The organism is Ramlibacter sp. (assembly GCF_035706265.1).
Lineage (GTDB): Bacteria > Pseudomonadota > Gammaproteobacteria > Burkholderiales > Burkholderiaceae_C > Ramlibacter.
Genome location: NZ_DASSVG010000502.1, coordinates 1 through 12,563, shown reverse-complemented (window position 1 = coordinate 12,563; position 12,563 = coordinate 1). Strand labels below are relative to the sequence as shown.

The 12,563-nt window shown below is 69.8% G+C and carries 13 protein-coding genes and 1 tRNA gene; 6 read left to right on the top strand and 8 right to left on the bottom strand.

Features of this window, described 5'->3' with window-relative positions; translation table 11 throughout:
• The coding region (locus tag VFM98_RS17980; protein ID WP_325111272.1) for a BRCT domain-containing protein at nt 1–313 on the top strand (313 nt) is incomplete at its 5' end.
• Nucleotides 314–320: 7 nt separating this feature from the next.
• Here VFM98_RS17980 and VFM98_RS17975 read toward each other — a convergent pair.
• The 5 genes from VFM98_RS17975 to VFM98_RS17955 all read right to left on the bottom strand — a co-directional run bounded on the left by VFM98_RS17975 (nt 321) and on the right by VFM98_RS17955 (nt 4,350).
• Entirely contained in the window at nt 321–1,664 is a 1,344-nt protein-coding gene (locus VFM98_RS17975) for a peptidylprolyl isomerase (protein WP_325111271.1), read from the bottom strand.
• 60 nt (nt 1,665–1,724) lie between these two features.
• Nucleotides 1,725–1,800, bottom strand: a tRNA-Val gene (locus tag VFM98_RS17970).
• Nucleotides 1,801–1,816: 16 nt separating this feature from the next.
• Complete coding sequence (locus tag VFM98_RS17965; protein WP_013901776.1) at nt 1,817–2,089, bottom strand: HU family DNA-binding protein; 273 nt, start codon at nt 2,087–2,089, stop codon at nt 1,817–1,819.
• A 294-nt stretch (nt 2,090–2,383) separates the two neighbouring features.
• Nucleotides 2,384–3,469: a tartrate dehydrogenase gene (locus VFM98_RS17960; RefSeq protein ID WP_325111270.1), complete on the bottom strand. Its 1,086-nt coding sequence runs from the start codon at nt 3,467–3,469 to the stop codon at nt 2,384–2,386.
• Nucleotides 3,466–4,350 (bottom strand): alpha/beta hydrolase, encoded by an 885-nt coding sequence (locus VFM98_RS17955; RefSeq protein ID WP_325111269.1) that lies wholly within the window; start codon nt 4,348–4,350, stop codon nt 3,466–3,468. Before VFM98_RS17955 ends, VFM98_RS17960 begins: the two co-directional genes overlap by 4 nt.
• A 75-nt stretch (nt 4,351–4,425) precedes the next feature.
• Here VFM98_RS17955 and VFM98_RS17950 point away from each other — a divergent pair, with 75 nt between their 5' ends.
• The gene (locus tag VFM98_RS17950) at nt 4,426–5,373 is read left to right on the top strand and encodes a LysR family transcriptional regulator (RefSeq protein ID WP_325111268.1); all 948 of its coding nucleotides are present in this window, start codon (nt 4,426–4,428) and stop codon (nt 5,371–5,373) included.
• Here VFM98_RS17950 and VFM98_RS17945 read toward each other — a convergent pair.
• From VFM98_RS17945 to uvrC, 3 genes are all read right to left on the bottom strand, one after another.
• Entirely contained in the window at nt 5,368–6,276 is a 909-nt protein-coding gene (locus tag VFM98_RS17945) for a DMT family transporter (RefSeq protein WP_325111267.1), read from the bottom strand. The genes VFM98_RS17950 and VFM98_RS17945 overlap by 6 nt on opposite strands.
• On the bottom strand, nt 6,277–6,846 hold the full coding sequence (gene pgsA, locus VFM98_RS17940) for a CDP-diacylglycerol--glycerol-3-phosphate 3-phosphatidyltransferase (RefSeq protein ID WP_325111266.1): 570 nt from the start codon (nt 6,844–6,846) through the stop codon (nt 6,277–6,279). It abuts the gene before it with no gap.
• Nucleotides 6,847–6,967: 121 nt separating this feature from the next.
• On the bottom strand, nt 6,968–9,091 hold the full coding sequence (gene uvrC / locus VFM98_RS17935; RefSeq protein WP_325111265.1) for an excinuclease ABC subunit UvrC: 2,124 nt from the start codon (nt 9,089–9,091) through the stop codon (nt 6,968–6,970).
• Here uvrC and earP point away from each other — a divergent pair.
• The 4 genes from earP to VFM98_RS17915 all read left to right on the top strand — a co-directional run.
• A complete protein-coding gene (gene earP / locus VFM98_RS17930; protein WP_325111264.1) occupies nt 9,090–10,154 on the top strand; it encodes an elongation factor P maturation arginine rhamnosyltransferase EarP in 1,065 nt (354 codons plus the stop codon). The two genes, uvrC and earP, sit on opposite strands and share 2 nt — an antisense overlap.
• 143 nt (nt 10,155–10,297) lie before the next feature.
• The gene (gene efp, locus VFM98_RS17925; RefSeq protein WP_325111263.1) at nt 10,298–10,852 is read left to right on the top strand and encodes an elongation factor P; all 555 of its coding nucleotides are present in this window, start codon (nt 10,298–10,300) and stop codon (nt 10,850–10,852) included.
• 54 nt (nt 10,853–10,906) lie between these two features.
• A complete protein-coding gene (locus tag VFM98_RS17920; RefSeq protein ID WP_325111262.1) occupies nt 10,907–11,701 on the top strand; it encodes a heme-dependent oxidative N-demethylase subunit alpha family protein in 795 nt (264 codons plus the stop codon).
• Nucleotides 11,701–12,563: AEC family transporter (locus VFM98_RS17915; RefSeq protein WP_325111261.1), on the top strand; the 863-nt coding region annotated here is incomplete at its 3' end. The genes VFM98_RS17920 and VFM98_RS17915, both read left to right, overlap by 1 nt.

The window sequence follows — 12,563 nt, the reverse complement described above, 5'->3', positions numbered from 1 at the left end:
CTTCTGGATGGCCTTGAACAGGCTGGCGGCGTTCTTCTCGCCGAAGCGACGCTCCGCCGGCGCGCCGCTCGCGGACCTCACGTTCGTGATCACCGGCACGCTCGCGGGCATGCAGCGCGAGGCCGCGGAGGACGCGCTGCGCGCGCTCGGCGCGAAGGTGTCGGGCAGCGTCTCGAAGAAGACGAGCTTCCTCGTGGTGGGCGCCGACGCGGGCTCGAAGCTCGCGAAGGCGCAGTCGCTCGGGGTGCGCATCCTCGACGAAGCCGCGCTCCAGAAGATCCTGGAGACGCGGCTGCCGCCGGAATCGGCCTGAATCCGCGTCAGTTCGTCGCGGGCTTGTCCGCGGGCGCAGGGACCGGCGCCGCGGCCGGCGTGCCGCTCGCGTCCGCCGGCGTGGCCGGCTCCGCGGCCGCCATGCCCGGCAGCGGCGGCTCGATCTTCGCGGTCTTCATCATGTCGTCCGAGTACGCCTTGAACTTCTTCGACAGCACGATCTGCTGCAGCTGATCCTTCACGGCGTCGAACGTCGGCGGCGTCCGGTCGCGCTTGCCGAGGAGCTGGATCACGTGCCAGCCGAACTGCGTCTGCACGGGCGTCTTCGTGTACTCGTTCGTCTTGAGGTTGGCGAGCGCGCCGGCGAACGGCTTCACCATCGCGCCGGGGGCGAACCAGTCGAGGTCGCCGCCGTTGGCCGCGGAGCCGGGGTCCTGCGAGTTCTTCTTCGCCACTTCGGCGAAGCTGTCCGGGTTCTTCTTCACCTGGGCGAGCAGTTCCTCCGCCTTGGCCTTGGCCTTGTCCTTCTCGGCCTGCGGCGCCCCCGGGGGCACGGCGATCAGGATGTGGCTGGCGCGGCGCTCCTCGACGCCGCCGACGCGGCCCTGGTTCTGCTCGAAGTAGGTCTTGAGGTCCGCCTCGTTGACGGTCACGCCCTTCTGCACCGAAGCGAGGTCGAGCACCACGTACTCGATGCTGGCCTGCTCGGGCGACTGGAACAGCTGCGGGTTCTGCTTGTAGAAGGCCTGCAGTTCGTCCTCGGTGGGCTGCACCTTGGCCTTGTAGTCGGCGGCGTTGAAGCGCGCGAGCTGCGCCTCGCGACGCTCGAAGTAGCTGCCCAGCGCCACCGCGGCCTGGCCCGGCGGCGTGAAGCCGGACTGCACCACGCCCCCGATCACCTGGCGCAGCGCGATGTCGTTGCGCATCTGGTTTTCGAACATCTGCGGCGACATGCCACGCGAGGCCAGCAGCTGCTCGTAGCGCTTCAGATCGAGCTTGCCGTCCGGCCCGCGCAGCGCGGCGATCAGCTCGTTGGACTGCAGCTCGCGCGCCAGCCGCTGGTCGCCCACCATCAGGTGCTGGTGCTCCACGGCGGCGGCGAGCACGCGCTCGCGCACCATCTGCTCCAGCGTGCCGTACTTGGCCTGGGCCGAATCGAGCAGCTTGGCGTCGATGCCCGGCATCTGCTCGCGCAGGCGGTCCACCTGGCGCTTGTGCGCCTCGTCCCAGTCCTGCTGCGAGATCTCGTGGCCGTCGACCTTGGCCACGGTCTCGCCGCGCTCCTGCATTCGGTTGTAGCCCTGGAGGCCGAACAGGACAAAGGACGGCACGATCAGCAGGAACAGCAGCAGCTGCATCCACTTGTTGTGCTTGCGGACGAATTCAAACATGTTCGGATCTCGTTCTCAGGACAAACAAAAAGGCGAACCACGGTTCGCCTTTCTTCTCTTTGGTGGGTGCTGACGGGATCGAACCGCCGACCTACGCCTTGTAAGGGCGCCGCTCTACCAGCTGAGCTAAGCACCCCACCGGTCAGCACCGATCAGTTCAGCGCATCCTTCAGCGCCTTGCCGGGACGGAACTTGGGCACCTTGGCAGCCTTGATTTTAATCTGCGCGCCGGTGCGGGGATTGCGGCCGCTGCGCGCGGCCCTCTTGCCCACGGCAAAAGTGCCGAAGCCGACGAGCGAGACCGAGCCGCCTTTCTTCAGCGTCGTCTTCACAGCGCCGATCATCGATTCCAGCGCGCGCGTGGCAGCGGCCTTGGAGATGTCGGCGTGTTTGGCGATGTGCTCGATCAATTCGGTCTTGTTCACAGGGAGCCCCTCCGGATCCAGATTGAATGGTGTGGCGTGTTCTCTCAAAAATTTGTCTCCCGTTCCCGCGTCGCGAAGGCGCCTGCGGCAGGAAGGGGAGACAAGTGCGTGCGGCCTGCGGCCACTGGCGTGGATTAGAAACAGGGGCTCCGGCGGTGTCAATACGCCATGCGGCAATACAACACGCGCTTCGGCATTCCGCGCAGAACCTGACGCCGCTCGCACCCGCGCGTGAGCGAGTGCTTGCGGCGCTGCCACCCCGCTGTCACCCCCGCTACAGGGCCGCACGCGCCTTTACAGCGCCGCCGCGATGGCCTTGCCCACGTCCGTGGTGCTGGCCTTGCCGCCGATGTCGCCGGTGCGGGGCGCACCCGATTTCGGGTCGAGCACGGTCTCGATGGCCTTCAGGATCGCGTCGTGGGCCTCCTTGTGGCCCAGGAACTCCAGCATCATGGCGCCGCACCAGACCTGGCCGATCGGGTTGGCGATGTTGCGGCCGTAGATGTCGGGCGCGGAGCCGTGCACCGGCTCGAACAGCGAGGGGAACCTGCGGTCCGGGTTCAGGTTGGCGCTGGGTGCGATGCCGATGGTGCCGGTGCAGGCCGGGCCCAGGTCCGACAGGATGTCGCCGAACAGGTTGCTGGCCACCACCACGTCGAAGAAGTCGGGCCGCTGCACGAAGTGCGCGGTGAGGATGTCGATGTGGAACTTGTCCGTCCTGACCTCGGGGTACTTCTTCGCCATCTCGGCGACGCGCTCGTCCCAGTAGGGCATGGTGATCGCGATGCCGTTGGACTTGGTGGCGCTGGTGAGGTGCTTCTTCGGCCGCTTCTGCGCGAGCTCGAAGGCGAACTTCAGCACCCGGTCGACGCCGTGGCGGGACATCACCGTCTCCTGCATCACGATCTCGCGCTCGGTGCCGGGGTACATGCGGCCGCCGATGGCGGAGTACTCGCCCTCGGTGTTCTCGCGCACGATGTACATGTCGATCTCGCCGGGCTCGCGGCGGCTGCCGTCCTTGCGCACCACGGGGGCGACGATGCCGGGCATCAGGCGCGCCGGGCGCAGGTTGACGTACTGGTCGAACTCGCGGCGGAACAGCAGCAGCGACTGCCACAGCGACACGTGGTCGGGGATCTTCTCGGGCCAGCCCACCGCGCCGAAGAAGATGGCGTCGTGGCCGCCGACCTGGTCCTTCCAGTCGTCCGGCATGTACTTGCCGTGCTTTTCGCAGTAGTCCCAGCTCGCGAAGTCGAAATGGTCGAACGCGATGTCGATGCCGAACTTGCGCGCGGCGGCCTCCACCACGCGCACGCCCTCGGGCATGACCTCCTTGCCGATGCCGTCGCCGGGGATGACTGCGATGCGCTTCTTGCTCACGGTGTGCTCCTGAAAAAGGTGAGGATTTCCTGCAGCAGAAGGGCCGGAGCCTCTTCCGCGATGTAATGGCCGCAGGGCAGGCTGCGGCCGCTGAACTGGCTGGCATAAGGCTGCCAGAGGGCGGGCACGTCGAACGAACGCCCCACGGCGCCATGCTCGCCCCACAGCACGCGCAGCGGCTGCGTGAGCCGGCGGCCGGCCTCCTGGTCTTGCTCGTCGTGCGCGAGATCGATGCCGGCGCTGGCGCGGTAGTCGGCGCAGATCGCTTCGGCCGTGCCGGGGATCGCGGCGCAGCGCTCGTATTCGGCCAGCGCCTCGGGCGCGAAGGCCGCCAGCCCCGCGTGGCGCGCGCCCATCACCGAGCGCACGTAGCGCACCGGGTCGGAGGCGATCAGCGCCTCCGGCAAGGGCGGCGGCTGGATCAGGAAGAACCAGTGCCAGTACGCGCGGGCGAACGCTTCGCTGGTGTGGCGGTACATGGCCAGCGTCGGCGCGATGTCCAGCAGCAGCAGGCGCTCGACGCTCTCCGGGTGGTCCAGCGCCAGCCGGTGCGCCACCCGCGCGCCGCGGTCGTGCGCCAGCACCTGGAAGCGCTCGTGCCCGAGTTGCCGCATCACCTCGATGGCGTCGAGCGCCATCTCGCGCTTGGCATACGCGCCCGATCCTTCGCCGGCGGCGGGCCGGCCCGAATCGCCGTAGCCGCGCAGGTCCATCAGCACCAGCTGGAAGCGCTGCGCCAGCTGCGGCGCGACGCGGTGCCACATGGCATGCGTCTGCGGATGGCCGTGCAGCAGCAGCAGCGGCTCGCCCTGCCCGGCCCGGCGCACGTTCAGCGTGACGTCGCCGCGCGCGATCCGCAGGGTTTCGAAGCCATCCAGCATGGGCGGCATTCTGGACCCGCCCCCTGCCCGGGGCAAGCAATAATGCGGCAAGGGATTCTTTCCGATCCGGAAGCAATGCAGCCTCACCTGGAACGCGCCGACCTCGAACTGCTGCTGGCCATCCGCGCCCAGGGCAGCCTGGCGGGCGCGGCCGCGGCCGCCGACGTCGTGCCGTCGGTGATCACCAAGCGGCTGGCCGCGCTGGAGGCACGGCTGGGGCTCAAGCTGTTCCAGCGCACCACGCGGCGCGTCGTGCCCACCGCCGAAGGCGAGGCGTTGTGCGAGCGCGCGACCGGCCTGCTGGCCGGCTTCCAGGCCATGGAGGCCGAGCTGCAGGAGCGCCACAAGGAGCCGGTCGGCCGCATCCGGCTGGCCGCCACCTTCGGCTTCGGGCGGCTGTGGCTGGGGCCCGCGATTGCGCAGTTCCAGCAGCGCCATCCGCAGCTGGAGGTGCAAGTGCAGCTGACGGAGCAACTGCCCGACCTGGCCGTCGAGGGCTTCGACGGCGCCGTGTGGCTGTGGGAAGTGCGCGGTCCGCGCGCGAGCGAATGGACCGGCCGGCGGCTGGCGCGCAACCAGCGCGTGCTGGTGGCCGCGCCCGACTACCTGCGCCGGCGCGGCACACCTGCGGCGCTGGAGGAACTCGCGGCACACGACTGCCTGGCGGTGCGCGAGAACGAGCAGTTCGACGTCTGGCGGCTGCAGCGCGAACGCGATCGGACGGAAGTGCGCGTGCGCGTGGGCGGTCCGCTCTCCTCCAACTCGGGCGAACTGGTGCGCGACTGGTGCCTGGCCGGCCACGGCATCATGCTGCGCAGCCTGTGGGACATCGCCGGCGCGCTGGCGTCGGGACAGCTGGTGCGCGTGCTTCCCGGCTACGCGATGACCGATGCGGACATCCACTGGCTGGCGCCGCACAGCGCCAGCACGCCCAAGCGCATCCGGCTGCTGGTCGACTTCCTGGCCGAGCGCTTCCGCGGCGAGCCCTGGAAGGCGAAGAGCCCGGCCCGCAAGGCGCTATGAGCGCGCCGGCCGCACCACCAGGCTCACGCCCACGGCGGCGAGCGCCATGCCGGCGACGATCAGCGCGGTGATCGGCTCGTCGAACAGCACCCACGCCATCAGCGCCGTCGTCGGCGGCACCAGGTACATCAGGCTGGAGACGGTGGTGGCCGCGCCGCGCTGGATCAGCAGGTACAGCAGCGAACTGCCGCCGAGCGTCATGCCCAGCACCGACCAGGCCAGCGCGCCCGCCAGCTCGCCGTTCAGGGCGCCACCGGGCAGCACCCAGCGCATACTTTCGCCTTCCAGCAGCGCGAGCGGCAGGGTCACGCCGAAGGCGGCGGCGAGCTGCACCAGGTTGGCCGTGCGCACGTCGCAGGGCGCGACGAAGCGCTTCTGGTAAAGCGTGCCGGCGGTGATCGCAAAGAGCGCGATCACCGCATAGGTGAAGTTCAACGGGCTCACTTCGCCGTAACCGAGCTTCTGCCAGACGACGAGCACCAGCCCCAGCAGGCCCAGCGCCAGGCCGGCCCACTGGCGGGCCCGCACCTCGCCGCCGCGGGCGGAGATCCAGATCGCCGTCAGCACCGGCTGCAGCCCGACCAGCAGCGCCGACAGGCCCGCGCCCATGCCGGTCTTCACGGCGGCCCAGACGCCCCCGAGATAGCCCGCGTGCATCAGGATGCCGGCCACCGCGAGATGGCCGAATTGCGCCCGGCCGCGCGGCCAGGCGGCGCGCGTCGCCAGCGCCCAGAGCAGGAACACGGCCACCGAGCACGCGTAGCGCAACGACAGGAACTTCAGCGGCGGCGCGTGCGGCATCGCGTAGCGCGCCACGATGAAGCCCGTGCTCCAGATGACGACGAAGACCGCGGGCATGGCCCGCAGCAGCGCATCGGTGCGCGAGGCGACGACGGCGCTCATCTACTTCTTGACCCGGCGCCGGATCTCCGGCAGCGCCTTCTGCAGGTAGTAGACCATCGACCACACGGTCAGGATGGCGGCAGTCCAGATCAGCCAGGTGCCCCAGCGCAGCGTGTCGATCGCGCCGAACAGGCGGCCCTCGAACAGCAGGAAGGGGATGGCGACCATCTGCACGGTGGTCTTGATCTTGCCGATCATGTGCACGGCCACCGAGCGCGAGGCGCCGATCTGCGCCATCCACTCGCGCAGGGCCGAGATCGCGATCTCGCGGCCGATGATGATCAGGGCCACGAACACGTCGGCGCGCTGCTGGTCCACCAGCACCAGCAGCGAGGCGCAGACCAGGAACTTGTCGGCCACCGGATCGAGGAAGGCGCCGAAGGAGGACTGCTGATCGAGCTTGCGCGCGAGGTAGCCGTCCAGCCAGTCGGTGGCCGCGAACACGATGAACATCACCGTCGCGACGAGGTTCTGGGTGTGGCGCGGCAGCCCGATGTAGAACACGCCCACCAGCAAGGGGATCGCGAGGATGCGCGTCCACGTGAGGAGCGTCGGGACGGTGAAGAACATAGGCCGCGATTCTGGCATGCCGTTCCAGGTCATCCCCGCGCGGGCGGGAATCCGGTGCTTCCGCGTTCGCGCGCGGGGCGCGCGCTCTGGGCCCCCGCCTGCGCGGGGGTGACGGGGTTGGTCAATGCAGCGCCCGGTAGATCTGCTCCGCCAGCTCGCGCGAGATGCCTTCGACCGTGGCGATGTCCTCCACGCTGGCGGCCGCCACACCGCGCACGCCGCCGAAGCGTTGCAGCAGGCGGGCCCGCTTCTTCGCGCCCACGCCCGGGATTTCCTCCAGCTGGCTGCCACCCACCCGCACGCGCGCGCGCCGCGCCCGCATGCCCGTGATGGCGAAGCGGTGCGCCTCGTCGCGGATCTGCGCCACCAGCATCAGGGCCGCGGACTCGCGCCCCAGGTACACCTTGTCGCGGCCGTCGGCGAACACCAGTTCCTCCAGGCCCACCTTGCGGCCCTCGCCCTTCTCCACCCCGACGATCACCGACAGGTCCAGCCCCAGTTCGGCGAACACCTCGCGCGCCATGCTCACCTGGCCGCGGCCGCCGTCGACCAGCACCAGGTCCGGCAGGCGCTGCGCGCTGCCGCCCCCGCCGGGCTTGGGGCGCTTCGGCGGGGCATCGGGCAGCGAAGCTTCGGCGGCCGCCTCGGGCAGCGCCGCTTCGGCAACCGGCGTCCCCGGCGCCGGCTCCGCGGCCAGTGCCATCTCCGGCTCCTGCGCCAGCGCCGCCTCTTCCGCCTCGCCTTCCGGTGGCGTCGCCTCGGGCGTGTCGCGCCCCGCCTGCGCCAGGCGGGCGTAGCGGCGCGCCAGCACCTGCCGCATGGCCGCATAGTCGTCGCCGGGCGTGATGCCGTCGATGTTGTAGCGGCGGTATTCGCGGTTCTGCATCTGGTGGTGGTGGAACACCACGCAGGAAGCCTGCGTCGCCTCGCCCGCCGTGTGCGAGATGTCGAAGCACTCGATGCGGAAGGTGTCCAGGTTGTCGGGCGCCAGGTCCAGCGCCTCCACCAGCGCGCGGGTGCGGGCCTGCTGCGAGCCCTCCTCGGCCAGCAGGCGCGCGAGCTGGATTTCGGCGTTCTTCTGCGCCATCTCCAGCCACAGCCGGCGCTGCCCGCGCGGATTGTGGACGGCCGCGATGCGCACGCCGGCCTGCTCCGACAGCGCCTCGACCAGCTCCGCCTCCACCGGGTGGCTGGTGATCAGGGTCGAAGGCAGCGGCACGCCGATGTAGTGCTGCGCGATGAAGGCTTCCAGCACCTGCACTTCCACCGGCAGCCCCTGCACGGCTTCGGCGGCGGAGTCGAACTCCTGCACCGCCGTCGCGTCCTCGATGTGGCTGGGGAAGTAGGCGCGGTCGCCGAGGTGGCGGCCGCCGCGCACCATCGCCAGGTTGACGCACGCCTTGCCGCCCTGCACCTGCACGGCGAGGATGTCCACGTCCTTGTCCGACACCGTCTCCACCGACTGCTGGTGCAACACCTTGGACAGCGCCGCCATCTGGTTGCGCAGTTCGGCGGCCTGTTCGAACTCCAGCTTCTCGGCGTGCGCCATCATGCGCTGCTCCAGCGCCTGCAGCACGGAATGGGTGTCGCCGCGCAGGAACGCTTCCGCGTTCAGCACGTCCTGGTGATAGGCCTCGGGTGAGACGAGGTTGACGCAGGGGCCGGAGCAGCGCTTGATCTGGTACAGCAGGCAGGGCCGGGTGCGATTGGCGAACACCGTGTCCTCGCAGGTGCGCAGGCGGAACACCTTCTGCAACAGCTGGATCGATTCCTTCACTGCCCAGGCACTCGGATAGGGCCCGAAGTAGCGGTGCTTGCGGTCGACCGCGCCACGGTAGTAGGCCACGCGCGGGAACACCGAGGCCGAAGGCGCGCCACCCTCCTTCGCCGCAAAGCCCACCTTGTCCGGCGACCCCGTGATCTTCAGGTAGGGATAGCTCTTGTCGTCGCGGAACAGGATGTTGTAGCGCGGCGCCAGGGTCTTGATCAGGTTGTTCTCGAGCAGCAGCGCCTCGGCCTCGGAGCGCACCACCGTCGTCTCGAGCCGCGCGATCTTGCCGACCATGTGGCCGATGCGCGTGCCGCCATGGTTCTTCTGGAAGTAGCTGGAGACGCGCTTCTTCAGGTTGCGCGCCTTGCCCACGTAGAGCACGCCGCCCTCCGCGTCGTAATAGCGGTAGACGCCGGGCAGTGCCGGCAAGGCGGCCACCTGCGCCAGCAGCTCCGCGGAATGCCCTTCGACCATGCCGCCTATTATCGAGGCCGTGCGCTGGGACATCTTCTGCAAGGTCATCGACAACCACGGCGACGCCGGCGTGTGCTGGCGGCTCGCGGCCGAACTCGCGGCGCGCGGGCACACCGTGCGCCTGTGGATGGACGACAGCGCGCTGCTGCAATGGATGGCGCCGCAGGGTGCGCCGGGCGTGCAGCTCGTGCCCTGGACCGAGCCCGCGCCCGACCTGGCGCCGGGCGATGTCGCGATCGAGGCCTTCGGCTGCGATCCGCCGGCTTCCTTCGTCGCCCGCATGGCCGCCCTGCCGGTGCCGCCCGTATGGCTGAACCTGGAATACCTCTCGGCCGAGGGCTACGTGGAGCGCAGCCACGGCCTGCCCTCGCCGGTGATGCAGGGCCCCGGCGCCGGGCTGGTCAAGCACTTCTTCTATCCGGGTTTCTCGGCGCGCACGGGTGGCCTGCTGCGCGAGCAGGACCTCGCGGCGCGCCGGGCGGCGTTCGACCGCAATGCCTGGCTGCGCCAGTGGGGCATCGGCGCGGACGACGGACGCGTGCTGAGCCTGTTCTGCTACGAGCCGGCGGCGCTGCCCCAGCTGCTGGACCAGCTCGCGCAGGGCGGCACGCCGACGCACCTGCTGGTGACCGCCGGCCGGGCGGCCGCCGCGGTCCGCCAGTGCGGTGCCGGCTCGCGCGGCGTCTTGCAGCTGCACTTCCTGCCCCTGCTGAGCCAGCGCGAATACGACCACCTGCTGTGGTCCTGCGACCTCAACTTCGTGCGTGGCGAGGATTCCTTCGTGCGCGGGCTGCTGGCCGGGGTGCCCTCCGTCTGGCAGATCTATCCGCAGCACGACGATGCCCACCACGCGAAACTGGAAGCATTCCTCGGCTGGTTGCAGCCGCCCGCCGACCTGCGTGACTTCTTCCTGCTGTGGAACGGGGTGAAGCAGGGCCCGCTGCCCGCGCTGGACCTTCCGGGCTGGCGCGGCAGTGCGACATCGGCCTTTGACCGGGCGCAAGCATTGCCCGAGCTCGCGGCCGAACTCGTACGCTTCGCGGCCGCCCGCGGTAGAATATAGAGCTTTGCGCGCTACTGCCCCCTGGGTTCGTGAGCGCCCGAACTTGCCGCCACCCGCAGCTTCGAGAAGTCTGCGCGCAGTCTCAGGAGAATCAGGAAAGGATTTGGCCGGGACCTGTGGTGGCCCACACCCGAGAGACTGTTATGAAAATCGCTCAAGAAATCCGCGCCGGCAACGTGATCATGCAGAACGGCAACCCCTGGGTCGTGCTCAAGACCGAGTACTCGCGTGGCGGCCGCAACGCGGCGACCGTGCGCATGAAGCTCAAGAGCCTGCTGAACAACCAGGGCACCGAAGTCGTCTTCAAGGCCGACGACAAGATGGACCAGATCGTGCTGGACAAGAAGGAGTGCACCTACTCCTACTTCGCCGACCCGATGTACGTCTGGATGGACGCCGAGTACAACCAGTACGAGGTCGAAGCCGACAACATGGGCGACGCCCTGAACTACCTGGAAGACGGCATGCCCGCCGAAGTGGTGTTCTACGAAGGCAAGGCGATCTCCGTCGAGATCCCGACCAGCGTCGAGCGCGAGATCACCTGGACGGAACCGGCCGTCAAGGGCGACACGTCCGGCAAGGTGCTCAAGCCCGCCAAGATCGCCACCGGCTTCGAGATCGGCGTGCCGATCTTCGTGGCCCAAGGCGACAAGGTCGAGATCGACACCCGCACCGGCGAATACCGCCGCCGCGTCTGAGGCTGCGGCCCCGAAGAGAAGAAGGCTCCGCAAGGGGCCTTTTTTGCTGGCCCCGTGGATTTCGACCTCTCCCGCATCGCCGTGCCGTTCCGCATGCAGCCCGGGCTGCAGCGGCTGGGCGCGGGCGCGCGCCAGCTCACGCCGCTGGCCGCCGGCTCGCCCCTGTGGCAGGAAAAGAAGGCGGTGCTGGAAGCCGGCGCCAGTCGCCTGTGCGTGCCGGGCTTCGACGCGCAGCCGGCGCTGCGTGCGATCGCGGCGCAGGCCGCGCGTGAAGGGCTCGCCGCCGAGGGCCCGCCGGAGCTCGCCTTCGAGGAGGACTTCGCGGTCCTCGAAGGCACGGGGGGCACCCTGCCCTGGCTGTGCGTGTGCGTGCCTTCGCACTGGGCGCCGGAGGAGAAGCTGGGCCTTCCCTTCGCCGCCGTGCATGCGCCCGTGGCGGACAAGCAGCTGCTGCTGGCCGCCGGCGCGCAACTGGTGCAGCTCGTGACCTCGGGCGAGCGCTTCGAGCGCTTCGTGTGGACGGTCACGCCCAGCGGCCGCTTCGACCAGCACCCGCGCCGCCATCCGCGCGCGCCGTGGCCGGCCACGGACGATCCGGCCGCGTTCGCGCAGCAATGCTTCCTGCGCGTGGAGCGCCAGACCTTCTTCCCCGTCGACGAAGCGCCCGGGCAGGCCGTGTTCACGATCCGCGTGCAGCTGCAGCCGCTGGCCGAAGCGATGGCGGCGCCGCAGGACGCGCAGCGCCTGCATGACGCGCTCGCCTCCATGAGCGAAGCCGTGCTCGCCTACAAGAATCTCGCCCCGGCCCGCGAGCGCCTGCTCGCCTGGCTGGCGCGGCCCGAGCGCTGATGGAACTCGTCGCACGCATCGCGCAGGTGATCGTCCCGGTGTTCCTGGTCGTCGCGATCGGGTACTTCTACGCGCGGCGGTACCAGCCGGACATGGTGTCCTTCAACCGCATGGTGCTCGACGTGCTGAGCCCGTTGCTGGTGTACACGGCGCTCGCCGGCAAGGAGTTCCAGCTGCGCGAGCACCTCGCGCTGCTGGCCGGCGGCGCCCTGCTGATCGTCGCGAGCGGGCTGGTCGCCTGGTTCGTGGCCCGCGCGGCGCACACGCAGGCCCGCACGCTGGTGCCGGTGGTGATGTTCAGCAACTGCGGCAACATGGGCCTGCCGCTCGCGCTGCTGGCCTTCGGGCCGCAGGGCTTCGGGGCCGCCGTGGCCCTGTTCTCCATCAGCAACCTGCTGCACTTCTCGCTCGGCTCGCGCATCACCAGCAGCGCGGCGAGCACGCGCGAGCTGCTGCTCAGCCCCTTGATGCTCTCCAGCGCCCTCGGCTTCGCCAGCGCCTGGAGCGGTGTGCGGCCGCCCGAGATGGTCTTCACAGGCATGAAGCTGCTCGGCGACGCGATGGTGCCGCTGATGCTGTTCGCGCTGGGTGTGCGGCTCACGCAGTTGCGCCGTCGCGACGTGCCGCGCGGCCTGCTCGGTGCCTTCGCACGGCCCCTGGTGGGGCTGGCGGTGGCCGTGCCGCTCGCCTGGGCGCTCGGCCTCGAGGGCATGGCACGGGCGCAGCTGATCCTGTTCGGCGCGCTGCCGCCCGCCGTGATGCAGTACCTGCTGGCGGAACGCTACGAGCAGGAGCCGGAGCGGGTCGCGGCGATGATCCTGCTGGGCAACGCGCTGGCCGTGGTGTTCGTGCCGCTGGGCCT